The sequence below is a fragment of the Prescottella sp. D32 genome (genome assembly GCF_037287305.1).
GTDB lineage: Bacteria > Actinomycetota > Actinomycetes > Mycobacteriales > Mycobacteriaceae > Prescottella > Prescottella equi.
Window position 1 is genome coordinate 246,196 of record NZ_JARBSW010000002.1, and the last position, 25,244, is coordinate 271,439.

Sequence of the window (25,244 nt, forward strand, 5' to 3'; positions counted from 1 at the left end):
GCGCTACGGGCAGGCCGGACGCACCAGCTGCAGGATCCGGTCCACCTGATCGTCCGTCGGGACCGTCCCGTCGTTCGCGGCGGTCTCCTTGACCTTCGCCGACAACTGCTCGTCGCTCGCACCCGAGTCGATCGCGGTGCACGTCTCCTTGACGATCGACTCGATCGACTCGTCGTCGCGGTCGCTCGACAGATTCGGGTACGCGGTCCGGAACGCGGCCACGAAGGTCGTCAGCTTGGCGTTGTCCCACGCCCCGCCGATCCCCGACACCGCACTCGAGGCCGTTGCCTGGATGCTCGACACCAGGCCCGACGCCGTCGCCTGGATGCTCGACTTGAGGGCCTCCCCAGGGCCGGTCTCGGGTGTGGACGTGACCGCCGAACTGATCCTCTCCTTGGTTTCCTCGGATGTGCCGTTGTCGTTCGAGCACGCTCCGAGCGCGAGCACGACGGCCGTTGCGGTGACGATCGCTGCGGTGAGTCTCCCGTTGATTCTCGTCATGCGCCGGATACTACGGACGCCTCGAACACCGAATGTCGGCTTTTACCGGCCCGTGACCGGATCGATTACTCGCGCCGTTCCGCGGAGAAATGCGTAGATTCGACAGGTCACTGTCACCAGCCTGTGGAAGGACCCTCACCCTGTGAGCCTGAAGAAGACCGCCCTGCCCACCGAGCGACCGCGGCTGCGTGAGCGCGGCGAGGTGATCAGCGCCGGCGGGTTGTGGTTGGCGAAGTGGTCGTTGTGCCTCGCCGCGATCGCGATCGGCGCGTTGGTCGTCGGCTGGATCCTGCAGAAGCTGTGGGTGATCGCGCTCCCGGTGATGCTGGCGATCGTCGTGAGTACCGTGCTGTGGCCGCCCACACGGGCTCTCACCAAGCGCGGAGTGCCGCCGGCCGGTGCGGCATCCATCACCCTGCTCATCTTCTTCGCCCTCTTCGGCGGCGTCGTGGCTCTCATCGTGCCGTCGGTCGTCGACCAAGCCCCCGAACTGGCGAACAAGGCCACACAGGGCATCCAGCAGGTGCAGGACTGGTTGAAGGGGCCTCCGGTCAACCTGCAGGACGACCAGATCGACACGGCCGTCCACGCCATCACGTCGAAGCTGCAGGAATCCGGCACCGCGATCGCGTCGGGCGTCTTCACCGGCGTCACCACGGCCGGGTCGATGGTCGTCACCCTCTTCCTCGTGCTGATCCTGGCCTTCTTCTTCGTCAAGGACGGCCCGCGCTTCATCCCGTGGCTCCACGGAGTCAGCGGCGGCCGCGCCGGACGGCACCTCGAAGAGGTCCTCGGGCGGATGTGGGACACCCTCGGCGGTTTCATTCGCACGCAGGCCCTCGTCAGCCTCATCGACGCGGTCTTCATCGGCGCGGGGCTGCTGATCCTCGGGGTGCCGCTCGCCCCCGTCCTCGCGATCCTGACGTTCATCGGCGGTTTCGTTCCGATCGTCGGTGCGTTCGTCGCCGGCGCCCTCGCCGTCCTGGTCGCCTTGGTGGCGAACGGCCTCACCACCGCGCTGATCGTGCTCGCCATCATCATCGCGGTCCAGCAGATCGAAGGAAATGTCCTTCAGCCGGTGCTGCAGAGCAAGAGCATGAAGCTGCACGCCGTGGTGGTGCTGCTCGCCGTCACCGCCGGCAGCTCGCTGTTCGGCATCGTCGGCGCGTTCCTCGCCGTCCCGGTCGCAGCGGTGGGCGCGGTGGTGATCCGCTACCTCGGCGAGCAGATCGACGAACGGCTCCAGGAGGACGCCCTGCTGGACGCCGCCGACGCGACGGCCGGCGGCGCCGTCACCCCCCTGATCGGCGAGCCCACCACCGACGAGCCCAGCCCGATCGCCGAACCTGCGCCGAACCCCAACCTGCCGGGGCCGACGATCTAGCCGGCAATCATCTCCAACGTGGACCCGGTCCGGCCGCGCAACACGTGCAGCCGGCTCGGGATCCGCTGGCGCATCTCGTCCACATGGCTGACGATGCCGACCACGCGCCCGCCCGCCCGCAACTCGTCGAGCACGCCCATCACCAGGTCCAGGGTGTCGGCGTCCAGCGTGCCGAACCCCTCGTCGATGAACATCGTGTCGAGCACGACGCCACCCGATTCGGCGGCCACGACGTCCGCGAGCCCGAGCGCGAGCGACAGGGATGCGAGGAACGACTCGCCGCCCGACAGGGTCTTCGCGGAGCGGACCACGCCGGTGTAGTCGTCGCGGATGTCGAGCCCGAGTCCCCCGCGGCGGCCGTGGGAGCCCGCCTCGTCCGAGTGCACGAACTCGTATCGGCCGGCGGACATGCGGCGCAGCCGCACCGACGCCGACAGCGCGACCTCCTCGAGCCGCGAGGCCAACACGTACGAGCGCAGCGACATCTTGCGTGAGTTCTGGCCGCGTCCGGCGACGACGTCGGCCAGCCCGGCCAGTTCCTCGTGTTCGGCGAGGACCGGCCCGAGCGCGGTCAGGGTCGCTTCCAACTGGTCGATGTAGTGCTCGAGGTTACGTCGGCGGTTCTCCGCCTCGTCGGCCGCACTGGCGGCCGCCTCGACGGCCCGCGCCGCCTCCCGCTCGGCTGCCTCCGGGGCGGTCAGGTCGACTGGCTCCAGACCGTCTATCGCGACGACGTCCGGCTCGGCGAGCACCGCGCGAGCGGCCGCGAGCCTGTCCCGCGCCGCAGCCAGGGTGGCCTCGATCTCAGCGATTCGCTGCGTCGGGCGCACCGCTTCCAACGCGTCGGCAATCGAGGCGAACCCTGCATGGGAGGCGGTGGCGAGGGCGCGGCTCCGGGCGTCGTGCGCAGTGGCCTCGAGCGCGGCGGCCCGATCGCGGACGTCGAGCAGTTGTGCTGCACGCGTCGCGAGATCGTCGAACCGATCCCGCCGAGCCGGAACGCTCGCGTCGTTTCCTGCCGCGGCGACGAGCCGGGCACGCAACTCGGCCACCTGGGTCTCGGTGGCCTCGATCCGCACGCGGAGCGCGGCATGATCGGCGTCGAGCGACCGGGCCTGTTCCTCCAATCGGGATCCGCGCGAACGCAAGTCGTTCACCGCGGCGGTCGCCTGCGCGAGTCCTGCGGCCACCGTGCGGGTCTTCTCGACCTCGGCCAGCGCGGCGGCGTGGATCCGGCGCAGCTCGTCTCGGTCGCCCCCCTTCGTGCGCTGGGCCAACCGGTCGACGTGCCGCTCGGTCTCCGCCAGACGTTCCGTCTCGCGTTCGAGCACCGCCGCGGCCCGCTGTTCGGCGTCCCGGGCAGCCTCCTCGTCGTCCTTGGTGACCGTCGCGCCGCTCGGGAGGGCCGGCACGGGGTGCTCCACCGAGCCGCACACCACGCACTGCTCGCCGTCGACGAGCTGCCCCGCCAACTCCGCGGCCATGCCCGCGATGCGCTGCTCACGCAGGTCCAGCAACCGAGCGCGCGCGTCCTGGTGCGCGGTGCGCGCCCGCGCCACCGCGCCGCGTCGGGCGTCCAATGTCTCTGCCGCCGTGACGAGTTCCTCGGCGGCGGAAGCGGCGTCCGCAGCACGTACGGCGGCCTCCTCCGATCCGGGCAGGACGCTGTGCGCCTGCTCGGCCCGGCGCAACGTCTCCTCCGCCGCGGCCAGCTCTTGCGGTAACCGCGTCCGCTGGGAGGCGATCTGCTGGGCCTGTCGATCCAGATCGGCACTGCGACGGCGCATCTCGTCCAGGTCGCGCTCGCCGCGCGTCATCGTGCGCGCCTCGCCGAGCAGCGAATCCAAGCGGACCACCTCGGCCGCCCAGTCCCGCTCCTGGGCGCGGATCGTCGCGCGATCCGCGTCCGACTGCGGCCACGAGAGCCGCGCCACCAGACCGGCACCGTCCTCGGACGCCGCCAGCTGCTCGGCTGCCGCGCGCGCCTGCCGGCGCGCCGCCTCGGCTGCACTCGTCGCGGAATCGGCTTCCGCCGAGGCGGATGCGACGGCCTCGGCTCGCACCGCACGAGCCGCCTCGGCCGCCAGTGCCTCACGCTCGTCGGCGCGCTCGTCGAGTTCGACGATCGCCGCGCGCGCGGCGTCCCGGCGACGTTGCAGTTCGAGCCTCTGCCGAGCTCTCGTCGCCGCCGCGCGAGCCTTCTCGCCCACGGCCCGCGCGCGAACCAGGTCGGTGGCGGTCAGCTCCGCGGTCTCGATCGCCTGGTCGAGCAGGCGCCGCGCCCACACCAGCGGCTCGCCGTCGGATCCTGCCTCGATCCCCGCTGCCGCCGACACCTTCGCCAGCGCCAGCTCGACCTGCTTGCGCTGCTCCACGACGCGCGCGTCACTCGCCCGCTTGCGGTCGACGAACCACTCCTCGACCGCCTTGAAACGCGTGGTGTCGAAAAGCTTCTCGAGCAGCTTGCCGCGTTCCTCGTTGTCGGCGCGCAGGAACTTCGCGAACTCGCCCTGCGGCAGCAGCACGACCTGGAAGAACTGGTCGGCGGTCATCCCCAGCAGACGCTCGACCTCGCGGGCGATGTCCGGGATCCGGGACAGGTTCTCGCCGTCGCCGTCGAGCCACGCCAGAGTCGCCTTGGCGTTCTCGGTGATCGTGCCGGTGCCGCGCTTCTTGGCACGTTGGTATTCGGGGCTGCGCGTGATCCGGATCCGCCGGCCGCCGATCGTCGCCTCCAGCGTCACCGCCGGCACCGATCCCGCCGGCGCGTGGTCCGACAGCAGACGCTTGCCCTCCTTGCGGGCACCGGGGACCGTTCCGTAGAGCGCGAAGGCAACCGCGTCCAGGATCGTCGTCTTGCCCGCGCCGGTCTGCCCGTGCAGCAGGAACAGTCCGTCCGCGCCGAGCTCGTCGAAGTCGACGGTGACGGTCTCGGCGAACGGACCGAACGCCGTCACCTGGAGATCGTGGAGTCTCACGCGGACGCCTCGGCAAGGTCGGCCGGGCCGCCTGTGCGCGTGGGCACCTCGGCCGCGGTGGCGCTCCGGAGCGCCTGCTCGAACAGCTGCACCTCGCCGGGCGTCGCGTCGCTGCGCACGTCGGTCAGGAAACCCTCCGCGATCTCGAGATCGGAACGCCCACGCACCCGGTCGCGATACCTCAGCTCCGGATTGCCTTCGGGGCGCTGCCATTCCATGTGCACCGCGTACGGGAATCGGGTTTGCAGGGCGCGCATGGCGTCCACCGGGCGCAGCGCGTCGGTGAGTACCGCCGACACGTAGTGGTCCTCGGCGGAATCGAACGCGGCGTCGCTCAGCAACTCGTCGAGGGTCCCGGTGACCTGGCTGAGCCCGCGCACCACCGGCAGATCGAGCCGCTCGACCGTCGCGAGACCGGCCGCGTCGACGTCCACCAGCCACACCGCCTTGCGATGGGAACGCTCGCCGAACGAATACGGTAGGGGCGATCCGCTGTAGCGGACGTTCTCCGCGAGTGTCTGCGGCGAGTGCAGGTGCCCGAGCGCGACGTAGTCGACCCCGTCGAACGCCGACGCCGACACCGTCTCCACACCGCCGACCGAGATCGAGCGCTCCGAACCCGTGGCCTCGCCACCCACCACGAAGGCGTGCGCCAGCAGCACCGAGCGCAACCCGGGCGCACCCGCGCGACGCTCGTCGAGATCGGCTCGGATCCTCGCCATCGCGACGTCGAGGATCTCCGCGTGCGACCGTGCCTGCGGCACACCCAACTCGGTCCGTGTGATCTCGGGCTCGAGGTACGGGATGCCGTAGAACGCGACCGGACCGTGGTCGTCGTCGAGCACGACCGGGACGTCGAGCGCCGACACACGGGTCATCAGATGCAGTCCGCCGGCTGCGGCGAAGGCCGCGCCGGCGCCCAGCCGCACCGGCGAATCGTGGTTGCCCGACGTCGCGACGATCACCGCACCGGCCGACCGGATGGCCTCGAACCCGCGGTTGCAGACCGCGACCGCGTCGGCACTGGGGATCGACCGGTCGTACACGTCCCCCGGTACCACCACCACGTCGACGCCGCGCTGCGCGACGACGGCCGCGATCGCGTCGAGTACCCGCGTCTGGTCGGCCAACAGGTCGACACCGTGGAAGGTGCGCCCGATGTGCCAGTCGGACGTGTGGAGGATCCTCATGCGCAAGCACGCTAGAGCACCCGTCCGACAGCGCGGGGCCCGACCGTGGGCGATTTCCCGGCCTCCGACGGCGGCGCCATCGAGGCAGCCGGGCGATAACCGACTACTCTCGAGGTGTGTCCGCAACCCAACGCGCTCGATCCGGGGTGCCCCTCGACCAACGTTCCGCACTGCCCACCGTTCCCGGCATACCCGCATGGGGCGCCGTGGCCGTGGCCGCCGGAGCCACCTTCCTCGGGTTCGCCTTCGACGCCGTCTCGGGCAGCGAACTGACGTCGGCCTTCTCCGCCATGTACTTCCTCGGGTGTGTCCTGGCCGTGCTCGCGGTCCGCAAGCGCGGCCTGTTCACCGCTGTCGTGCAGCCGCCGTTGCTGCTGTTCGTCGCCGTCCCGCTGGGTGCGCAGTTCCTCACCGACGGCGCGGGCACGGGCCTCAAGGACATGGCGATCAATGTCGCCTACCCGCTGGTCAACCGGTTTCCGTTGATGCTCGCGGCAACCGTCGTCGTGGGACTGATCGCGGCCGCGCGGGTCTTCCTCGTCCAGTCTCGTCCGAGCGCGCCGGCCCGCCCGCGGGACCGCCGCGCCGAGGCTCGTCCGGCCCGCGCTCGTCGCGCACGCAACGACCGCACCGCCACCCGCGACGACCGCACCACCGTCTTCGACCCGGTCACCGACGACCGTCGCGCACCCACCCGTGCGGCGCGTCCGTCCCGGCCCGCGGCGGAACCCGCCACCGTACACATTCCGGCCGGCTCGCCCGGGAACCCCTACCCGGGGCGAGAGGGTCGCGCCTACGAGGACGCGCCCCCTCGCCGCGACTACGGCCGACGCGAACCGCTCCGCAGTGAGAGCGGACCCCGCGAGAGCGCCCGGCGTGAGCCGATTCCTCGCAGTCCCCGCCGCGAAGCCGCCTACCGGGACCCCGTCCAGCGCGATCCGGTCGCGGCCCGTCCGCGGCGAACCGCCGAGGTACCGGCGCATCCGATCCCGGAGGTTCGCTACCGCGACCGCTCGGATCAGCCCCCGTTCGAGGGGTGATCCGGCGGGTTTCTAGCTGCGCGCCGCGCGCAGTTCGCGGGGAAGCGCGAAGACCAGGGTCTCGTTGGCGGTGGTGACCGACTGCACGTCCGCGAAACCGTGTTCGGCCAGTAGGTCGATGACCCCGCGGACCAGGATCTCCGGCACCGACGCACCGGAGGTGATGCCCACCGTCCGGACCCCCTCGAGCCACGCGAGGTCCACCTCGCGGGCGAAGTCGACGAGGTGCGCAGCCCGGGCGCCCGCCCCCAATGCGACCTCGACGAGGCGCACCGAGTTCGACGAGTTCCGCGAGCCGACCACGATGACGAGATCGCACTCGGGTGCCATCGCCTTCACGGCGACCTGACGGTTCTGGGTGGCGTAGCAGATGTCGTCGCTCGGCGGATCCTGCAGCTTCGGGAACTTCTCCCGCAGGCGCTCCACGGTCTCCATCGTCTCGTCGACCGACAGCGTCGTCTGCGAGAGCCAGATCACCTTGTCCTCGTCGCGGACCGTGATCGCATCCACCGAGTCGGGGCCGTCGACGATCTGCACGTGCTCGGGTGCCTCGCCCGCGGTGCCCTCGACCTCTTCGTGGCCCTCGTGGCCGATGAGCAGGATGTCGTAGTCGTCGCGGGCGAACCGCTTCGCCTCCTGGTGCACCTTCGTCACCAACGGACACGTCGCGTCGATGGTGTGCAGGCTCCGCTCGGCGGCCGCGGTGTGCACGGCCGGCGACACCCCGTGCGCGGAGAACACGAGGACCGAGTTCTCGGGTACCTCGTCGGTCTCGTCGACGAAGACGACGCCGCGTTCGGCGAGCGTGTCCACGACGTGCCGGTTGTGCACGATCTCCTTGCGGACGTAGATCGGCGCCCCGTGCTTCTCGAGTGCCTTCTCGACGGTCTCGACGGCGCGATCGACGCCCGCGCAGTAGCCGCGCGGCTCCGCGAGGAGGACCCGCTTTCCGCCGCCGGCCGCATCCGCGCCGGCCGATCGTGCGATACCCAGATTGAGAGGAACTGCCGATGACATGCCCCCAGCCTACGGGGCACCCAGCCAACGGACCGCCGAGCACGGACTCGTGCGCCGGACAGCAGGGCCTTCGGCGCCGTCGGCTACCAAATGGCGCGCCCGTGAGGCAGGCTGTGACCATGATTCGTCCCCCGTTCATGGCGCGCGTCGCCGCCGGAGTAGCCATCACGGCGTACGAAGAGGCGCTCAAGCTGCCGTCCACGGCCATGACGCTGCCGATGACCGCGGTCAGTCAGGTGTTGCAGACCACGATGCGGGTACAGCAGTCGATGACCGCGCTCGCCATCAAGGGTGACCGCGCCTTCTGCCTTCTCGACCGCACCGAGGAAGAACCCGAATGGGCCGTCTTCGACGAGGACCGCGCCGACTTCGACACCGACGGTGAAACGGACGTCGACGATTCCGACGGCGCCGAGGACGCCGAGCGCCGCTCGGCTCCCGGCCGATTCGCCCTCTACTCGATGACGCCCGGCGAGGACGAGACGCCGGCCACGTCGGCACCGGCGGAGGAGTCGGCACCCGCCACCGAGCACGTGCCGGTTCCGGAGATCGCCGAGGAACTCGACTACGCCGCACTCACGCTGGCTCAGCTGCGCTCGCGCCTGCGGTCGCTGTCGGTCGACGACCTGACGGCACTGCTCGAATACGAGGAGCGGACGGCGGCCCGGGCACCGTTCCAGACGATGCTCGCCAACCGCATCACCTCCGCCCGCGCCAAGTGACCTCCGCGCGCCCCGCATCCGGCGGCCCGTCCCCCAGTTCGCCCGAGCAGCCGTGGCCCGTGCGCACCGTTTCCACCAAGGTCGCACAGTGGATCGACCGGCTCGGCAGCGTCTGGGTGGAGGGTCAGATCACTCAGATCAACGCCCGACCGGGGACCCGGACGGCGTTCCTCGTGCTGCGCGATCCGTCCGTGGACATGTCGCTGTCGGTGACGTGTTCGCCGCAACTGCTGCGCGATGCGCCTGTCCCCCTCACCGAGGGCAGCCGTGTCGTGATGTTCGGCAAGCTGTCGTTCTGGACCGGCCGCGGGTCCGTATCGCTGCGAGTCACCGAGATCCGGGCCGTCGGTATCGGCGAACTGCTCGCCCGGATCGAACGCCTGCGGGCGCTGCTCGCGGCGGAGGGTCTGTTCGATCCACGGCTCAAGCGGCCGCTGCCCTTCCTGCCCGGCACCATCGGGTTGATCACCGGGCGGGCCAGCGCCGCCGAGCACGATGTGCTGAGTGTCGCGCAGCGGAGGTGGCCGGCTGTGCGCTTCGAGGTCCGCAACACCGCGGTGCAGGGCCCGACGGCGGTCCCGCAGATCATCGAGGCGCTCGAGGAGCTCGACCGCGATCCCCGTGTCGACGTCATCATCCTGGCTCGCGGCGGCGGCAGCGTCGAGGACCTGCTGCCGTTCTCCGACGAGACGCTGTGCCGCGCGATCGTCGCGTGCACGACGCCGGTGGTCAGTGCGATCGGTCACGAGCCCGACAGCCCGCTGAGCGATCACGTCGCCGACCTCCGCGCCGCAACCCCGACCGACGCCGCCAAGCGTGTCGTGCCCGACGCGGTGGCCGAGCAGGCCCTGGTCTCCGAACTGCGGGGACGGGCCGGCGCCGCCCTGCGGAACTGGGTGGCCCGGGAGTCGCATCTCGTCGCGCAGTTGCGCAGCCGACCGGTGCTCGCCGATCCACTGTCCGGGATCGACCGTCGGGCCGAGGAGGTGGAACGGCTCCGCGACACCGCGCGCCGGGACGTCACCCGCACGATCGACGCGGAGGCCACCGCCGTCGAGCACCTGCGGGCGCGGCTGGCCACGCTCGGTCCCGCCGCGACCCTCGCCCGCGGTTACGCGGTGGTGCAGCGCGTGTACGGCGACACCGAACCCGAGGTGCTGCGTTCGGTCGACGACGCGCCACCCGGCACGCAGATTCGAGTCAGATTGGCCGACGGCGCCGTGCGCGCCGCCGTGATGGGAAGAGAATCATGAGCAACACCGATGTGGCCGAACTCGGATACGAGGCGGCACGGGACGAGTTGGTCGTCGTCGTGAAGACCCTCGAGCTGGGCGGCCTCGACCTGGACGAGTCGCTCGCGCTGTGGGAACGCGGCGAGGCGCTCGCCAAGCGGTGCGAGGAGCACCTCGCGGGCGCTCGCAAGCGCGTCGAGGATGCCCTCGCGCACGCCGACGACGTAGACGAGGACGACGCCGAGTGACGACTCGGCGCCGACGGTCCTAGGGCTGCAACGGTGCCACGTCGATCGCGGCCGCGAGCTGCTTGAAGTCCTCCGCCGGTGCCGGTCCGGTGATGAGGACACGGGCGTCACCGAAGTCCGAGACCCAGATCGCCTCGGAGTCGCCGTCGTCGAACACATCCCACTGCCGGCTGCCGATCCGTTCGGTGCCGCTCTGGATCCGAGTGTCGCCCGCCACGAACGGGACCAGCGTCTCCACCGTCGCGTCGCTCTGGGTGAGCTGGATGTACCGACCGACCTCGGTGATGAACCCGATGTTGCTCGAGTCGCCGCCGCCGTCACCCGAGACGATGCTGCGGCTGCCCGAGTTCGGCTGCCAGCCCTCGGGGATCTCCGGCTTGCGGATCGGGAAGCCGAGCTCGCGCGAGTCGTACTTGAAGGCCGCGTCCGCGTCGAAGCTGGGGACCGGGCCGGGCTTCGGACCACCCGGGCTGAACGAGCACTGACTCGCCACGCCCGCGATCAGCAGACACGCGACCACGAGCGGGATCAGGGACCACATCATGTCGTGGCCGTTCTGCAGGATGCGGGGCTTCTTGTCGGGCACGGTGTCCAGTATTCCTGTTCCCGGCTCCGGGTGGCCCAGCAGGCCACGCATCGTCGGGTAATGAAAGAATCATCCTCGAGATTCGTCCACCGAATCGACGGCCCGACCGCACCGCGGTCGACCGCCCCGAAGTGTCGGCCACCACATTGCGCCGACCTTGACTGCAGGAGGCACTGCCCATGACGGCCAGCACCCCATCGAGTCGCCGCGAGGCCCCGGACCGCAACCTCGCTCTCGAGCTGGTACGCGTCACAGAGGCCGCCGCCATGGCTGCCGGCCGTTGGGTCGGGCGGGGCGACAAGGAGGGCGGCGACGGTGCCGCCGTCGACGCCATGCGGCACATGGTGAGCTCGGTCTCGATGCAGGGCGTCGTCGTCATCGGTGAGGGCGAGAAGGACGAAGCCCCCATGCTGTACAACGGCGAAGAGGTCGGCAACGGCGACGGCCCGCTGTGCGACGTCGCGGTCGACCCGATCGATGGCACGACGCTGATGAGCAAGGGCGCCCCCGGCTCCATCGCGGTGCTCGCGGTCGCCGAGCGCGGCGCGATGTTCGACCCGTCCGCCGTGTTCTACATGGACAAGATCGCCGTCGGTCCCGAGGCCGCCGACGTCATCGACCTGGCTGCCGGTGTCGCGGAGAACATCCGTCGCGTCGCGAAGGCCAAGAATCGCGCGGTGTCCGACACCACGGTCACGATCCTGGACCGTCCGCGGCACGCCGACATCATCCGCGAGATCCGCGAGACGGGCGCCCGCATCCGGCTGATCTCCGACGGCGACGTCGCCGGCGCCATCGCGACGGCCCGCCCCGATTCGGGTGTCGACATGCTGCTGGGTATCGGCGGCACCCCCGAGGGCATCATCGCCGCGGCCGCACTGCGGTGCATGGGGGGAGCCCTGCAGGGCAAGCTCGCCCCGAAGGACGAAGCCGAGCGGCAGAAGGCCCTCGACGCCGGCCACGACCTGGACCGCGTCCTGCGCACCGAGGAGCTCGTCACCGGCGAGAACATCTTCTTCTGCGCCACGGGTGTCACCGACGGCGACCTGCTCAAGGGTGTGCGCTACTACGGCGGCGGCGCGACGACGCAGTCGATCGTCATGCGCAGCAAGTCCGGCACCGTCCGCATGATCGAGGCGTACCACCGCCTCGAGAAGCTGCACGAGTTCTCGTCGATCAACTTCGACGGCGTCGACGGCGCACAGCCCCCGATGCCGTGATCTAGGCGCTCCGCGCCTGTGCGCACTTTTGGTAGCTCCGACCACCGAAAGTGCGCACGGGCGGCGCAGCCGACCGGGTGGCAAGCTGGATGCATGAGCGACAGCAGCGATCCGCAGTTCCGTATCGAACACGACACGATGGGCGAGGTCCGCGTCCCGGTCGACGCGCTGTGGCGCGCCCAGACGCAACGCGCCGTCGAGAACTTCCCGATTTCCGGCCGCGGCCTCGAGCGCGCCCAGATTCGCGCCATGGGGCTGCTGAAAGCCGCTTGCGCACAGGTCAACAAGGACCTCGGACTGCTCGATCCGGACAAGGCCGACGCAATCATCGCCGCCGCGAACGAGATCGCCGACGGCCGCCACGACGACCAGTTCCCGATCGACGTGTTCCAGACCGGGTCCGGGACGAGTTCGAACATGAACGCCAACGAGGTGATCGCGAGTCTGGCGGCGAAGGCCGGTGTCACGGTTCACCCCAACGACGACGTGAACATGTCGCAGTCGTCGAACGACACGTTCCCGACGGCCACGCACGTCGCCGCGACGGAGGCCGCCGTCAAGGATCTGGTTCCCGCTCTCGACCACCTGCGGCTCGCCCTGTTCGACAAGGCGGCACAGTGGAAGACGGTGGTCAAGTCCGGGCGCACGCACCTGATGGATGCCGTCCCGGTCACGCTCGGTCAGGAGTTCGGTGGCTACGCGCACCAGATCGAGGCCGGTATCGAACGGGTCCTCGCGACGCTCCCCCGTCTCGGCGAGCTGCCCATCGGCGGCACCGCGGTCGGAACGGGCCTCAACGCGCCGGACGGCTTCGGGCCCCGGGTCGTCACGGAGCTGGTCCGCACCACGGGATTGGACGCACTCTCCCCCGCTCGCAACAGTTTCGAGGCGCAGGCCGCGCGCGACGGACTGGTGGAGGCGTCCGGTGCGCTGCGCACCGTCGCCGTCTCACTGACGAAGATCGCCAACGACGTCCGGTGGATGGGCTCGGGCCCGCTGACCGGTCTCGGCGAGATCCGGTTGCCGGACCTTCAGCCCGGCAGTTCGATCATGCCCGGCAAGGTCAATCCTGTTCTGCCCGAGGCGGTCACACAGGTCGCAGCGCAGGTGGTCGGCAACGACGCCGCTGTCGCGTGGGGCGGCGCGGCCGGCGCGTTCGAGCTGAACGTGTACATCCCGGTGATGGCGCGCAACCTGCTCGAGTCGTTCCGTCTGCTCGCCAACGTCTCCCGACTGTTCGCCGATCGCTGCATCGCCGGCCTCGAAGCGAACGAGGAGCACCTGCGCACGCTCGCCGAGTCGTCGCCGTCGATCGTCACCCCGCTCAACTCCGCGATCGGCTACGAGGAGGCCGCCGCGGTCGCGAAACAGGCACTGAAGGAGAAGAAGACGATTCGGCAGACCGTGATCGATCGCGGACTGATCGGCGACGGACTCACCGAGGCCGAACTCGACCGTCGCCTGGACGTTCTCGCCATGACCAGGGCGGACGACGAGTAGCCCCACGACGATTCACCAGGAGTGCACCGTGGAAAACCGACCGGACGCAGCAGTACAGGTAGTCGAGGACTTCTTCGCGGCCCTCACCGACATGGACGTCGACCGCGCGGTCGAGTACCTCACCCCGGACATCGTGTGGCAGAACACGACACTCCCGACATTGCGCGGACTGTCCGCGGTCCGGCGGGCACTCGCTTTCGCGAACAAGCCGACTCGGCGTTTCGAGGCGGTGATGCAGAACATCGCGAGCGACGGCGACGCTGTCCTCACCGAACGTATCGACACGCTGTTCGTCGGCCCACTGCGCTCGACGTTCTGGGTGTGCGGAACCTTCGAGTTGCGCGACGGCCGGATCGCGGTCTGGCGGGACCGCTTCAGCTGGGGCAACGTGGCTGTGGGCACCGTCACCGCGACGGCCCGCGCACTCCGGGGTGGTGACCGACGCGGGTAGGCTCCCTGACCGTGCGGTACCGGCGATACGTGCCGCGAGATCCTCACACAGGAAGCCGACGGCGATGACCGAACAGCAGAACTCCTCCCCCGCATTCGAGGCCGGCCTCGATGTCCGCACCGAGGTGATGGGCGCCGACTTCGTCGAGAGGGCTTTCGAGCGCACACGCGGCACCGATTCCGAGGACATTCAGGAGTTCATCACCGAACACGTCTGGGGATCGGTGTGGACCCGCCCCGGATTGGACCGCCGCAGCCGCAGCCTGATCAACCTCGGCATGCTCATCGCGCTGCGCGCCGAGAACGAACTACGCGGCCACGTCCGGGGTGCCCTCCGAAACGGGCTCACCCGCACCGAGATCGTCGAGACCGTGATCCATGCGAGCGCCTACTGCGGCGCTCCCGCCGGGCTCGCCGCGATGCGCGTCGTGCAGGAGGTTCTCGAAGCCGAGTTGGGTCCGCTCAGCGAGGACTGAGCGGACGCCCCGCCTTGGCGGCGATGTCCAGTGCCGCAAGATAACCGAACACCAGCGCCGGCCCGATGGTGGCGCCGGGCCCGGCGTAGGTGTGACCCATCACGGGGGCGCTGGTGTTGCCCGCCGCGTACAGCCCCTCGATCACCGAACCGTCCTCGCGCAGCGCCCGCCCGTCCACGTCGGTGACTATCCCGCCCTTCGTCCCGAGATCGCCGGGCACCATCTGCGCGGCGTAGAACGGCGCCTTGGTGAGTTCCCCGAGGCTCGGGTTGGGCTTGTTCGTGATGTCGCCGTAGTAGTGGTCGTAGCGGCTCTCACCGCGATGGAAGTCCTCGTCGGTTCCGCTGCGCGCGAAGCCGTTGAACCGCTCCACGGTCGCCGCGAGCGCGTCGGCGGGGACGCCGATCTTGCCGGCGAGTTCCTCGATGCTCGACGCCTTCACGATCGCGCCGCTCTCGAGCCACTTGCGCGGCAGCGGGCTGCGCGCGGTGACGCCCGCGAAGAGGTAGCGGTCCCGGTAGGTCTGGTCGAATATCAGCCATGCCGGGAGGTTCTCGCCGGGACCTTCGCCCTGACCGAACTCGCCGCCGTACATGCGGTGCGTCGCCTCCACGTACGGGAGCGACTCGTTCATGAACCGCTCGCCCCGGTCGTTGACCATGATGCTGCGCGGCAGCGACCGTTCGGCGAGCGCGAACCACGGCCCCTTGGGCAGCGGGATGGACGGCGCCCACCACGCGTCGTCCATGAAATCGATTGCGGCCCCGACCTTCAGTCCCGCGTTTATGCCGTCGCCGGTGTTGCTCGGGGCACCGATCGTCCATTCCGAACCGATCGGCGCACGCTGGTATTTCTTTCGCATCTCGTCGTTGGCGTCGAAACCACCGCACGCGAGGACGACGCCGTACTCCGCCCTCAGTGTGCTTTTGCCGCTGCCGGTTTCGACGACGACCCCGGTCACGCGCCCGTCCTCGACGAGGAGGTCGACCAGGCCGGTGTTCAGCCGCACCGGGACGCCAGCCCCGCGCACACCGAGCATGAGTTCGGCCATGAGGGCGCCACCCATCCCGATGAGCTTCTGCCGCCGCGCCTTCGCGACGAACGTCCGCATCCCGACCCTGATCATCCGGACCGGTCCGCGCCAGTGCCGCAGTCCGGTACTGAGCCAGCGATAGTCGGACTGCTTGACCACGACGTTGAGCGGAGCCTTGCTGTACGGCGGGTGCAGCGTGGCGAGGTCGTCACCCAGCGCCCGCGCGTCGAACGGTTTGGGCTCGCACGAGCGCCCCGTCGACAGTCCACCGGGCGCCTCCGGGTAGTAGTCGGAGTAGTTCTTCACCCACTCGAGCTTCAGCGGCGAGTGGTCGACGAGGAACTGCAGCGCCTCGGGCCCGCGGTCGATGTAGGTGTCGATACGGGCCGGGTCGACGCCGGGACCGATGATGCTGTGCAGGTAGCGGCGGGCCGCCTCGACGTCGTCGGCGGGGGCTTCACGCTTCAACACCGAGTTGCCGGGGATCCAGACGCCACCACCGGACCGAGACGTGGAACCGCCCCAGTACCGGGACTTCTCGACGATGACCACCTTCAGCCCCTGGTGCGCAGCCGTGATCGCGGCGGCCATACCGGCGCCTCCGGCACCCACCACCACGACGTCGAACTGCTCGTCCTGACCCGTGTTCTGCTCCATGACCACCCCTCGGTACGCGACGACGAACCACTGCGGCAAATCTAGAACACGTTTCAATATTGAACAACGATTTGAGGGTGGAACCGGCCGCACGCTGGCGCGACCCGGCTGGGCGATCCGGTTCGTGGGGTGAAATCATGGATGAAATGCCCGTTGTCGTCCGGTTTCGGTTTCTCCCGTGACCACTGTGGCGGCTAGCGTCTGAGTCGCTGCTTCTCCTCTGTCGAAGCAGCAGCGGCACTCGCCCACCCCCCGACGCGGGCGAGCGCTGCACCACCGGGCGGTGGGTGCGGTCACGCCGGCCGCAGCCACCGTCCGGCCACCTCCCCCCTCGGAGGCCGTCCGGTGGCTGCGAATGCCCACCCCCGGTGGACTACTCAGGCGGGACCGAACTCCTCGAGCATCTCCGTCACCAGCGCGGCGATGGGCGAACGCTCACTGCGAGTGAGAGTCACATGCGCGAACAGCGGGTGCCCCTTGAGCTTCTCGATGACCGCGGCAACGCCGTCGTGCCGCCCGACCCGCAGGTTGTCCCGCTGCGCGACGTCGTGGGTGAGCACGACCCGCGATCCGGTGCCGAGCCGGGAGAGCACGGTGAGCAGAACGTTGCGCTCGAGGGACTGCGCCTCGTCCACGATCACGAAGGAGTCGTGTAGTGAGCGGCCACGAATGTGCGTGAGGGGCAGCACTTCCAGCATTCCGCGGCTGAGCACTTCCTCCATCACCTCGGGGCTGGCGAGGCCGTCGAGGGTGTCGAAGACGGCCTGCGCCCACGGGCCCATCTTCTCGCTCTCGCTGCCCGGCAGGTAGCCCAGTTCCTGACCCCCCACCGCGTACAGCGGACGGAAGACGACGATCTTGCGGTGGCTGCGCCGCTCCAGCACAGCCTCGAGTCCGGCCGTGAGCGCCAGCGCGGACTTACCGGTGCCCGCCTTGCCGCCGAGCGAGACGATCCCGATGCTCTCGTCGAGCAGCAGATCCAGCGCCACCCGCTGCTCCGCGGATCGGCCGTGCAGCCCGAATGCCTCCCGCTCACCACGCACCAACTGCACGCGCTTGTCCGGCGTGACGCGCCCCAGCGCACTGGACCGGCCACCGAGGAGCCGAATACCCGTGTGGCAGGGCAGTTCCCGCGCCTCGTCCAGGTCGACGACGCCCTCGGAGAACAACTGGTCGATGAACTCGGAGCTGACGTCGATCTCCGTCATCCCGGTCCAGCCGGACGGGACCACGTCGTGTGCACGGAACTCGTCGGCCGGCAGACCCACCGCGCCGGCCTTGACCCGGAGCGGGATGTCCTTGCTGACCAGCACGACGTCCTTGCCTTCGGCAGCAAGGTTCAGAGCACAGGCCAGGATCCTGGAATCGTTGCTGTCCGTGCGGAATCCGACTGGGAGCACGGAAGGGTCCGTGTGGTTGAGTTCCACCTGGAGTGTGCCGTTCTCGGTGCCGATCGGCACCGGGCGGTCGAGACGACCGAACTCGAGACGGAGGTCGTCGAGCATCCGCAGCGCTTCGCGGGCGAACCATCCCAGCTCGTGATGGTGGCGCTTGTCCTCGAGTTCGCTGATCACGATCAGTGGCAGCACCACTTCGTGTTCGGCGAATCTACTGACGGCCCACGGATCCGAGAGCAGGACCGAGGTGTCGAGGACGTAGGTGCGGACGGAGCTGATTGCGGTCACGTGAGGCTCCTCGTTCGTTTGCGTGGCACCCGCGCAAACCTGTTCGCTGGACCGGTCCGGGCCCGAGTGTCAGATGACACGAGGGCCGGGTGCCGGCCCCCTCGCACTGAATGTTCCAGTCACGATCAGGACCTCCCGTACAGACAACTTCGCCTGCTGTCTGTTACGCGCGACGCTACGCCCCCGGACCGATCGCCCAGTGCACGCGTCCGGCGTGTCGAGTGAAGTCGACGTGAACGGCAGCTCACGTGAAGATCCACCCGCCCCGGCCCGGTGCCGGTCCGCCACACTGGATCGATGATCGCCTTCCGCCCCGTCGCCCCGGACGGACTGATCGAACTGGTCGCTACTCGCGCCGCCTCCGCACCGGATGTCCGGGTGGTCGCGATCTCCGGCGCGGACGCGGCCGATCCGGTGGAGTTCGCCGAGCGGGTGGCCGCACGCCTGCGTCTTTCCGGGCGTCCCGCCGCGGTGGTGTCCTTGCACGACTACGTCCGGCCGGCGTCGCTCCGGTTCGAGCACGGCCATCGCGACGACTACAGCTACCGCCACGGATGGTTCGACTATCCCGCGCTGCTGCGGGAGGTCGTGACGGCGCTCCGTGAGCGGCGGCAGTGGCTGCCCCGGCTGTGGGACGAGGCCGCCGACCGTTCGGTGCGGGCATCCGTCGTCGAGGCCGGCCCCGGCCAGGTGCTCCTGATCGCCGGCCCGATGCTGCACGGACGCGGCCTCGATCCCGATGTGGTCGTGCAACTGACGCTCTCCCGCGGCGCCCTCGAGCGCCGCACCCGGCCCGAGAATCTGTGGACGATCGATCCACTGCTCGCACACGACGCCGCGATCGACGCCCCGGCGGACATCGTGGTGCGCTACGACCACCCCGACCGCCCGGCGATATCGGCCGGGCCGTGAACACGACGACGGCCCGCACCCCATCGGGCACGGGCCGTCGTGGACCGAGTATCAGGCCTTGGGCAGCAGGCCCCAGTTCTCGAGGCCGTCGTACAGCGGGAAGTCCTGCGCCAGCTTGGAGACGCGGGCACGCAGCGCCGGGACGTCCGCGTCGGCGCCCTTGGCCAGCGCGGTCGCGATGATGTCGGCGACCTCCGTGAACTCGGCATCGCCGAAGCCACGGGTGGCCAGGGCCGGGGTGCCGATGCGCAGGCCCGACGGGTTCATCGGCGGGCGCGGGTCGAACGGCACGGCGTTGCGGTTGACGGTGATGCCGATCTCGTGGAGCAGATCCTCACCCTGCTGGCCGTCGAGCTGCGAGTGACGCAGGTCGACCAGCACCAGGTGGACGTCGGTGCCACCGGTGAGCACCGAGATGCCGTTGCCGGCGACGTCGGCGCCACCGAGACGCTCGGCGAGGATCTTCGAACCGGCCAGGGTGCGCTCCTGACGGGCCTTGAACTCCGGGGTGCCGGCGATCTTCATCGCGACGGCCTTCGCGGCGATCGCGTGCATGAGCGGGCCGCCCTGCTGGCCGGGGAACACCGAGGAGTTGAGCTTCTTCGCCCACTCCTTCTTCGCCAGGATCATGCCGGAGCGGGGGCCACCGAGGGTCTTGTGGACGGTGGTGGAGACGACGTCCGCATGCGGGACCGGCGACGGATGCAGACCCGCGGCGACCAGACCGGCGAAGTGCGCCATGTCGACCCACAGCTTGGCGCCGATCTCGTCGGCGATCGAGCGGAACGCCGCGAAGTCGAGGTGACGCGGATACGCGGACCAGCCGGCGATCAGGACCTGCGGCTTCTCCCGCAGCGCGGTCTCGCGGACCTGGTCCATGTCGACGACGTGGGTGTCCTCACGGACGCCGTAGGACGCGACCTCGTACAGCTTGCCGGAGAAGTTCAGCTTCATGCCGTGGGTGAGGTGACCGCCGTGCGCGAGGTCCATGCCCATCAGCTTCTCGCCCGGGTTCATCAGCGCCATCAGCACCGCGGCGTTGGCCTGCGCGCCGGCATGCGGCTGGACGTTCGCGAACTCCGCGCCGAAGACCTCCTTGGCACGACCCCGCGCCAGGTCCTCGACGACGTCGACGAACTCGCAGCCGCCGTAGTACCGGCGACCCGGGTAGCCCTCGGCGTACTTGTTGGTGAGCACGCTGCCCTGGGCCTCGAGGACGGCGCGGGGAACGAAGTTCTCCGACGCGATCATCTCGAGGGTGTCACGCTGACGCGACAACTCACCCGCCATCGCGGTGGCGACCTCGGGGTCCAGTTCGGCGAGGGACGCGGTGTTCACGTCGGTGGCAGGCACAGCAGTCATCAGCGAATCTCCAGGCTGGATTGCGGAAGTATCCCCTCCAGTCTAAGGACGAGGCTGTTCGGTCCCCAAAGCGGCTCCGCCGGCGGCCACCAGCTCGTCACGGAGCGCGCCCGGTGTGAGCGGCTCGTCGAGCAGCCGTCGGAACCGCTCGGAGCGCTCCGGGCCGACGGGCGCGCGGTCCAACCAGGCGCCGAGCAGCCGGTAGCCCTCGACGTACGTGCTGATGTAGGCCCGCCACAGCGGCGACGACAGGAACCGCAGGCTCTGCTTGGCCCGCTCGGGGCTCGACAGCGTCCAGCGCTGCAGGAACGCGGCGACGTCGTCCGCGTCGGCGCCGCGATCGTGGAGCAGGAGCGCGGCGTCCTGACGCACCGACAGCAGCCCGGCCGACGCCGCGGACAGCTCCTCGGCCCGCTCTCCGTCGAACCGGAGCCCCAGGTCGGCGTAGATCTCCTGCGCCCAGCGTCCCCAGCCCTGACCCACGATGGACGCCAGCGCCAGGTCGGCGAGCCCCTCGGCCATGAGGCACTGCGGGGTGTTGACGACGAACAGCGTCTGTTCGAGCTGTCCGGCGCCCACGAGGCCGGCCTCCTTGCGGCAGTGTTCGGTGTGGTGACCCGGGTAGGACTCGTGCGCGATCAACCGCGGCAGGTTCGACATGTGCTGATCGAGATCCGAGTTGATTGCGACGGTGGACCGGTAGCCGCCGAGGTAGTAGTTGAACCCGGACCACGGCTTGTCGCCGACGACCTCGTACTCCACCCGCTCGGTCTCGGGCAGCGTGTACTCGGCGCGCACCCGGTCCCGCAGCGCGCTGTCGAACGCCTCGACGCACTCGGCCAGCCGCTCCGGCGGAATGCGGTCGGCGGCGCGGTGCGCCTCCATCCGCTGGGCGAGGGTGCCCGGGCCCGGCAGGACGGCGTCCATCCGGCGGTGCGCTTCGCGGTAGGTGTCGGGGTCCGCGGGCTCGATCCGGACGTCGAAGTAGGCCGCGACCTCGTCGACGAAACCGATGTCGTCCCCGGCGAACTTGCGGGCCGAGCACTCGAGCGCAGTGAGGTGCGCGTCGAGGAAGCGCGTCCGTTCCACCGTGAACCCCGCTCCGGACAGTTCCGTCCGCAGTGCCCGGGCATCGACGGCGAGTCGGCGCGGATCCGGCCGCGGCTCGTTCTCGACCTGGCGGCGCAGCGCCGGATCGCCGGTGTAGGCGTCGACGAACCCCTCTTCCAGGCGGTCGAACCGCAGGCCGAGCAGGAGATAGTCGCGCACCAATGCGTCCGGTTCCATGATGGGGACAGTAGTCCGTCACCTGTGGTTACAGCAGGCCGTCGCCCACGGTTTCCACCGTGAGGTGGACCCGGCGCAGCGGGCTCGTGTGGTTGCGAGCACAATTTGCCTCATGCACCTGCCTTCCCCCAGCACGCGCATGCGCCGATCTCAATCGAAGCCACTCTCCCGAGAGGTGCAGCGATGGCACGGGTGAGCGAATCCAGCCCCTACGTCGAGTTCGACCGCAAGCAGTGGCGCAAGCTCCGCAAGTCGACGCCACTCGTCCTCACCGAGGAAGAACTCGTCGGGCTCCGCGGCCTCGGTGAGCAGATCGACCTCGACGAGGTCGCCGAGGTCTATCTCCCGCTCGCACGTCTGATCCACCTGCAGGTCGCCGCCCGCCAGCGGCTGTTCGCCGCAACCGCAACGTTCCTCGGGGACAAGCACCCCGACCGTCAGGTGCCGTTCGTCATCGGTGTCGCCGGCAGCGTCGCGGTCGGCAAGTCGACCACTGCCCGTGTCCTGCAGGCGCTCCTCGCCCGCTGGGAGCACCACCCCCGCGTCGACCTCGTCACCACCGACGGGTTTCTCTACCCCACCGCCGAACTGACCCGCCGGGGCATGATGCACCGCAAAGGATTTCCGGAGAGCTACGACCGCCGCAAGCTGCTGCGGTTCGTGACCGAGGTCAAGTCGGGTGCCGAAGAAGTTGCAGCCCCGGTGTACTCGCACATCTCGTACGACGTCATTCCGGGCCAGTATCACCTCGTCCGGCAGCCGGACATCCTCATCATCGAGGGCCTCAACGTGCTGCAGACCGGCCCGCGGCTGATGGTCTCGGACCTGTTCGACTTCTCGATCTACGTCGACGCGCGCATCGAGGACATCGAGGCGTGGTACATCAAACGTTTTCTGGCGCTGCGGAAGACGTCGTTCGCGGATCCGAACGCCCACTTCCATCACTACGCGGCCCTGTCCGACGAACATGCGACGCTCGCGGCCGAGGACATCTGGAACTCGATCAACCGGCCGAACCTGGTCGAGAACATCCTCCCGACCCGCCCCCGCGCAACGCTGGTGCTGCGCAAGGACGCCGACCACACCATCAACCGCCTGCGCCTGCGCAAGCTCTGACGGCCCGGTGTCCTGTGCGTCCCCCTCCGGACGCACAGGACACCCGGGTCACAGCCCCGCGTACGCCTGCGCGACGTAACTCTCGGTGCGCGGTGCACCGAGGAGTTGCGGGGACATCTTGTTCATCACGTACGCGAAGGTCATCCGGCGGTCCAGGTCGTTGACGACGATCGAACCGCCGTACCCGGTCCACCAGCACACCCGCCCGTCGGGGATCGACGGATGGATCGCGGGCGCCGGCAGCGCGTATCCGAGGCCGAAACGCAGTGCCGCGCCGAGCACCTGGTCGACGCCGTCGGACTGGACGTCGAAGATCCGGTCGATCGTCGCGGGGCGCAGTAGCTGCTCCCCCGACACCGTCCGGCCTCCGTGTGAAACGACCGATTGGACCAGTGCGACCGACCGCGCGTTCCCATGACCGTTCGCGCCACCGATCTCCGCGCTCCGCCACAACCTGCTCGACGTCTCCGGTACCGGGATCACCGGGTTCGCCATCGTCTTGACGAACACCCCGTCGGGCGGCAGTGCCGCATAGTCGAATCCGGAGGGCGGGGGCGCGATCAGCGGCGCGATCCTCGGATCGACGTCGGCAGGAACACCGATCAGATAGTCGGCGCCGCAGGCCGCCGCGACCTCCGTCGCGAAGAACTCGCCCAGACCGACCCCGGTGACGCGGCGGACCATTCCACCGACGAGGTGCCCGAAGTTCGTCGCGTGGTAGCCGGACGCCGTGCCGGGTTCCCACCAGGGTGCCTGCTCCGCGAGCAGGTCCTCCGCCCGGACGGCGTCGCAGATGTCGGCGAGGGACACCGGCTGCTGCCAACCGCTCACACCCGACGTGTGACCGAGGACGTGACGCACCAGCACCGCGCCCTTGCCGTTCGCCGCGAACTCCGGCCAGTAGCGGGCGACGGGCGCGTCCAGATCGAGTTGCCCACGATCGACCAGCAGCAACGCCGCGAGTGTCGTCATGGTCTTCGTCAGCGAGTACGTGTTGACGACAGTGTCCTTGACCCACGGGGTGCCCGTGTCGACGTCCGCGACACCGCCCCACAGGTCGACCACGGTCTCCCCCTCGGCTACCACACACACCGACGCCCCGACGTCGGTGCCGTCGTCGAGGTTGCGCTGCAACAGGTCCCGCAAACCCGAGAACGCGGGGTCGGCGAAGCCCTCGACGGCCGTCATCGCGCCCCCACCGGCGCCTGCTGTGCCCGCTTCTCGCCGGCCGCGATCTCCTTCTTCAAGTCCCGCACGTAGCGCGCGAAGTCGACCTGGATCGTGTGCCTCGGCGTCTGGTAGTACTGCGCGAGGCTGGCCGCGTCGGCGGCCCCGATGATGCGCCGCATCTCGTCGTCCGACGGCGGCACGTACGTGCCGGTGAGCACGCCGGCGACCAGCTTGCTCTGCTGCTCGGCGAGGTTGACGATCGTCGGCGACGCCTGCGCGAGGCCCATGAAGAACAGGTTGTCGACACCGGGCTGCATGATCCGCTTGAACAGCGGAAAGCGGTGCTGCGCATCCGGTTGCAGCGAGGGGTCGTCGAAGAACGGAAAGCTCATGTTGTACCCCGTGGCGCACACGACGACGTCGGCGGGGATCCGCCGTCCGTCGACCAGCCGGACGTGGTCGCCGTCGAGCGATTCGATCGCGGGAACACACGTCAGGTCCCCGGATCCCGCCTTCGCCAGGAAGTCGATGCTGACCGACGGGTGCGCACCGAGCGGCTCGTGGTCGGGCTCGGGGAGACCGTAGTCCTGCATCTGACCGAGCGACTTCTTGATCTTGCGCCGTGCGATGGCCAGCCCCAGTTTCTTCGGCATCCACGGAGGCATCATCATCTTGTCGGCCGGCTTGCCCTCGCGGTACTTGGTCAGCACCCAGACCCCGCGCCGGGCGGATACCCACACGTGCTTCGCGATCGACCGGTGCGACAGCTCCGACGCGATATCGAGCGCCGAGTTGCCCATGCCGACGACCACGACGTTCTTGCCGCGCATGTCGATCGGGTCGAACACGTTGAGGTAGTCGTGACTGTGGATGATCGCCCCGTCGAAGGCGCCCGGATACTCGGGCATCCGCGGATCCCAGTGGTGTCCGTTGGCGACGACGAGGGCGTCGTACGTACGGGTCTCGCCGGTGTCGAGTGTGACGTCCCAGGTGCCGTCCGCGTTCCGCCGCGCCTTCTCGACCATCGTCTTGAACGTGATGGTCTCCCGCAGGCCGAACTTCTCGACGTAGTCACGGAAGTAGCCGTGCATCAGCGAGTGGTGCGGGAAGTGCGGCCAGTCCGCGGGAACCGGGAAGTCCTCGAACTGCAGCCGGGTCGACGACGTGTCGATGTGCAGGCTTTCGTAGCACGACGACATGCCGGTGGGGTTCTTGTAGTACCAGTTGCCGCCGACGTCGTCCGACGCCTCGAAGCAGTCGTACGGAATCCCGTGATCCTTGAGCCGCTTGGCCGTGGTGAAGCCGGAACAGCCGGCGCCGATGATGCACACCTTGGGCAGCTGGGGCATGGAAGCTCCCTTCCCACAATCGGATTGCAGCAGACAACTGAAAGGACGTGACGTACGTCATAGAACCGGATTCGCTGACATACTGTCAAGCGAATGTCGGCGGGGCGGAACCGGCAGTGTCCGTACGAT

The 25,244-nt window shown here is 69.4% G+C and carries 22 protein-coding genes; 11 read left to right on the forward strand and 11 right to left on the reverse strand.

What is annotated here, in order from left to right; genetic code table 11:
* Positions 1-3: 3 nt before the first annotated feature.
* Positions 4-501, reverse strand: coding sequence for a hypothetical protein (locus PSS76_RS10715; RefSeq protein WP_013415307.1), 498 nt, complete (start codon positions 499-501; stop codon positions 4-6).
* Positions 502-643: 142 nt separating this feature from the next.
* Between PSS76_RS10715 and PSS76_RS10720 the strand changes: the two genes are divergently transcribed.
* Positions 644-1,885: an AI-2E family transporter gene (locus PSS76_RS10720; protein WP_013415306.1), complete on the forward strand. Its 1,242-nt coding sequence runs from the start codon at positions 644-646 to the stop codon at positions 1,883-1,885.
* Here the strand turns inward: PSS76_RS10720 and PSS76_RS10725 are convergent.
* Positions 1,882-4,863, reverse strand: coding sequence for an AAA family ATPase (locus tag PSS76_RS10725; RefSeq protein WP_337456189.1), 2,982 nt, complete (start codon positions 4,861-4,863; stop codon positions 1,882-1,884). The genes PSS76_RS10720 and PSS76_RS10725 overlap by 4 nt on opposite strands.
* Complete coding sequence (locus tag PSS76_RS10730) at positions 4,860-6,053, reverse strand: metallophosphoesterase family protein (RefSeq protein ID WP_064078669.1); 1,194 nt, start codon at positions 6,051-6,053, stop codon at positions 4,860-4,862. Before PSS76_RS10730 ends, PSS76_RS10725 begins: the two co-directional genes overlap by 4 nt.
* A gap of 116 nt (positions 6,054-6,169) precedes the next feature.
* Between PSS76_RS10730 and PSS76_RS10735 the strand changes: the two genes are divergently transcribed.
* A complete protein-coding gene (locus tag PSS76_RS10735) occupies positions 6,170-7,093 on the forward strand; it encodes a DUF6542 domain-containing protein (RefSeq protein WP_337456190.1) in 924 nt (307 codons plus the stop codon).
* Between the two features lie 12 nt (positions 7,094-7,105).
* Here PSS76_RS10735 and PSS76_RS10740 read toward each other — a convergent pair whose 3' ends face one another.
* Positions 7,106-8,110 (reverse strand): 4-hydroxy-3-methylbut-2-enyl diphosphate reductase, encoded by a 1,005-nt coding sequence (locus tag PSS76_RS10740; RefSeq protein ID WP_005514623.1) that lies wholly within the window; start codon positions 8,108-8,110, stop codon positions 7,106-7,108.
* A 119-nt stretch (positions 8,111-8,229) separates the two neighbouring features.
* Between PSS76_RS10740 and PSS76_RS10745 the strand changes: the two genes are divergently transcribed.
* The 3 genes from PSS76_RS10745 to PSS76_RS10755 are packed head-to-tail and all read left to right on the forward strand — an operon-like array spanning position 8,230 to position 10,312.
* Positions 8,230-8,832, forward strand: a complete 603-nt coding sequence (locus PSS76_RS10745) for a lipid droplet-associated protein (protein WP_081187515.1) — start codon at positions 8,230-8,232, stop codon at positions 8,830-8,832.
* A complete protein-coding gene (gene xseA, locus PSS76_RS10750) occupies positions 8,829-10,085 on the forward strand; it encodes an exodeoxyribonuclease VII large subunit (protein ID WP_084870489.1) in 1,257 nt (418 codons plus the stop codon). Before PSS76_RS10745 ends, xseA begins: the two co-directional genes overlap by 4 nt.
* A complete protein-coding gene (locus tag PSS76_RS10755; RefSeq protein ID WP_005514626.1) occupies positions 10,082-10,312 on the forward strand; it encodes an exodeoxyribonuclease VII small subunit in 231 nt (76 codons plus the stop codon). The genes xseA and PSS76_RS10755 overlap by 4 nt, the downstream gene beginning before the upstream one ends.
* Before the next feature lie 19 nt (positions 10,313-10,331).
* Here the strand turns inward: PSS76_RS10755 and PSS76_RS10760 are convergent, their stop codons facing one another.
* The gene (locus PSS76_RS10760; protein WP_013415300.1) at positions 10,332-10,898 is read right to left on the reverse strand and encodes a DUF4245 domain-containing protein; all 567 of its coding nucleotides are present in this window, start codon (positions 10,896-10,898) and stop codon (positions 10,332-10,334) included.
* A 179-nt stretch (positions 10,899-11,077) separates the two neighbouring features.
* Between PSS76_RS10760 and glpX the strand changes: the two genes are divergently transcribed.
* The 4 genes from glpX (at position 11,078) to PSS76_RS10780 (ending at position 14,544) form a co-directional block, all read left to right on the forward strand.
* Positions 11,078-12,118: a class II fructose-bisphosphatase gene (gene glpX, locus PSS76_RS10765; RefSeq protein ID WP_005514628.1), complete on the forward strand. Its 1,041-nt coding sequence runs from the start codon at positions 11,078-11,080 to the stop codon at positions 12,116-12,118.
* 93 nt (positions 12,119-12,211) lie between these two features.
* Positions 12,212-13,618: a class II fumarate hydratase gene (locus PSS76_RS10770; protein ID WP_005514629.1), complete on the forward strand. Its 1,407-nt coding sequence runs from the start codon at positions 12,212-12,214 to the stop codon at positions 13,616-13,618.
* Between the two features lie 28 nt (positions 13,619-13,646).
* Positions 13,647-14,069 (forward strand): limonene-1,2-epoxide hydrolase family protein, encoded by a 423-nt coding sequence (locus PSS76_RS10775; RefSeq protein WP_005514630.1) that lies wholly within the window; start codon positions 13,647-13,649, stop codon positions 14,067-14,069.
* Between the two features lie 64 nt (positions 14,070-14,133).
* Positions 14,134-14,544, forward strand: a complete 411-nt coding sequence (locus tag PSS76_RS10780; RefSeq protein WP_005514631.1) for a carboxymuconolactone decarboxylase family protein — start codon at positions 14,134-14,136, stop codon at positions 14,542-14,544.
* On the opposite strand, the gene kstD is transcribed toward PSS76_RS10780, so the two are convergent.
* Positions 14,531-16,234 carry a 3-oxosteroid 1-dehydrogenase gene (gene kstD, locus PSS76_RS10785; RefSeq protein ID WP_064058965.1) on the reverse strand — a complete coding sequence of 568 codons (1,704 nt, stop codon included), beginning with the start codon at positions 16,232-16,234 and terminating at the stop codon, positions 14,531-14,533. The two genes, PSS76_RS10780 and kstD, sit on opposite strands and share 14 nt — an antisense overlap.
* 377 nt (positions 16,235-16,611) lie before the next feature.
* A complete protein-coding gene (gene phoH2 / locus PSS76_RS10790) occupies positions 16,612-17,919 on the reverse strand; it encodes an RNA 5'-3' helicase PhoH2 (RefSeq protein WP_005514633.1) in 1,308 nt (435 codons plus the stop codon).
* 297 nt (positions 17,920-18,216) lie between these two features.
* On the opposite strand from phoH2, the gene PSS76_RS10795 reads away from it, so the two are divergent.
* Positions 18,217-18,831: a nucleoside/nucleotide kinase family protein gene (locus PSS76_RS10795; protein WP_337456191.1), complete on the forward strand. Its 615-nt coding sequence runs from the start codon at positions 18,217-18,219 to the stop codon at positions 18,829-18,831.
* Between the two features lie 51 nt (positions 18,832-18,882).
* On the opposite strand, the gene glyA is transcribed toward PSS76_RS10795, so the two are convergent.
* On the reverse strand, positions 18,883-20,193 hold the full coding sequence (gene glyA / locus PSS76_RS10800; RefSeq protein ID WP_005514635.1) for a serine hydroxymethyltransferase: 1,311 nt from the start codon (positions 20,191-20,193) through the stop codon (positions 18,883-18,885).
* A gap of 42 nt (positions 20,194-20,235) precedes the next feature.
* On the reverse strand, positions 20,236-21,480 hold the full coding sequence (locus PSS76_RS10805) for a hypothetical protein (RefSeq protein WP_005514636.1): 1,245 nt from the start codon (positions 21,478-21,480) through the stop codon (positions 20,236-20,238).
* Between the two features lie 183 nt (positions 21,481-21,663).
* Here PSS76_RS10805 and coaA point away from each other — a divergent pair, with 183 nt between their 5' ends.
* The gene (coaA, locus tag PSS76_RS10810) at positions 21,664-22,596 is read left to right on the forward strand and encodes a type I pantothenate kinase (RefSeq protein ID WP_005514637.1); all 933 of its coding nucleotides are present in this window, start codon (positions 21,664-21,666) and stop codon (positions 22,594-22,596) included.
* Between the two features lie 48 nt (positions 22,597-22,644).
* Here the strand turns inward: coaA and PSS76_RS10815 are convergent, their stop codons facing one another.
* Positions 22,645-23,784, reverse strand: a complete 1,140-nt coding sequence (locus PSS76_RS10815; RefSeq protein ID WP_013415293.1) for an EstA family serine hydrolase — start codon at positions 23,782-23,784, stop codon at positions 22,645-22,647.
* Positions 23,781-25,115 (reverse strand): flavin-containing monooxygenase, encoded by a 1,335-nt coding sequence (locus PSS76_RS10820; RefSeq protein ID WP_337456192.1) that lies wholly within the window; start codon positions 25,113-25,115, stop codon positions 23,781-23,783. The genes PSS76_RS10815 and PSS76_RS10820 overlap by 4 nt, the downstream gene beginning before the upstream one ends.
* Between the last annotated feature and the right edge of the window lie 129 nt (positions 25,116-25,244).